This is a genomic window from Allorhizocola rhizosphaerae (assembly GCF_003426775.1).
GTDB classification, from domain to species: domain Bacteria; phylum Actinomycetota; class Actinomycetes; order Mycobacteriales; family Micromonosporaceae; genus Allorhizocola; species Allorhizocola rhizosphaerae.
In genome coordinates, this window is sequence record NZ_QJUG01000493.1 from 1 (window position 1) to 1,024 (window position 1,024).

The 1,024-nt window shown below is 68.3% G+C and carries 1 protein-coding gene; it reads right to left on the reverse strand.

Annotated elements, in window-relative coordinates; genetic code table 11:
- Positions 1-1,024 (reverse strand): type I polyketide synthase (locus tag DM816_RS42025; RefSeq protein ID WP_162908447.1); only part of this gene is annotated, 1,024 nt, incomplete at both ends.

Genomic DNA, 1,024 nt, shown 5'->3' on the forward strand with positions numbered 1-1,024 from the left:
CACAAACGTCCCCGGCGACGACATCACCGTCACCCCACCAGCCAACGCCATCACACACTCACCACCCCGCAACGCCTGCACCGCCAAATGCAACGCCACCAACGACGACGAACACGCCGTATCCACCGTCATCGCAGGCCCGATCAGGCCGAACTGGTAGGCCAGCCGGCCCGACAGCACGCTGCCGGTGTTGCCGGTGAGGAGGATGCCCTCCAGCTCCTCGGGCATCTGGTGCACCGGCGGGGCGTAGTCGTGGTACATCAACCCGGCGAAGACACCGGTTTGGCTGCCGCGCACGGTCGCCGGGTCGATCCCGGCGCTCTCGAACGTCTCCCAGGTTGTCTCCAGCAACAGTCGCTGCTGCGGATCCATCGCCAACGCCTCACGCGGCGAAATCCCAAAGAACTCCGCGTCAAACTCGTCGGCGTCGTGCAGGAAACCGCCCTCCCGCACATAGGTCCGCCCGGCCCTCTCGGGATCCGGGTCGAAGATCTCCTCCGGCCAACCCCGATTCACCGGGAAAGCAGAAATCGCGTCGCGGCCGTCAACCACCAACCGCCACAAGTCCTCAGCCGTCCGCACCCCACCCGGAAAACGACACGCCATCCCCACAATCACAATCGGGTCGCCATCGACGGCGGCGACGGCGGTTGGCTGCTGCGCCGCGACGGCGCCGGACAGCTCGGCGGCAAGGTATGCGATCAGCTCCTGCGCCGACGGATAGTCGAAGATGAGGGTCGTCGGCAGTCGCAGCCCGGTCGCCGTGGCGAGCCGGTTACGCAGCTCGATCGACATCAATGAGTCGAAGCCAAGTTCCCTGAAGGCACGCTCCGGGTCGATCGACTCCCGATCGGTGCGGCCGAGCACCGCCGCTGCCTCGGCCACAACCAGATCCGTCAGCGCGCGCTCACGGTCGGCCTCGGCCAGCCCGGCAAGGCGCCGCGGCGGTGTCTCCACCGCACCGCCGCGGCCCCGCCGAGGCCGTACCGGCACCAACGCGCGCATCATCGGCGCGACCACCGCG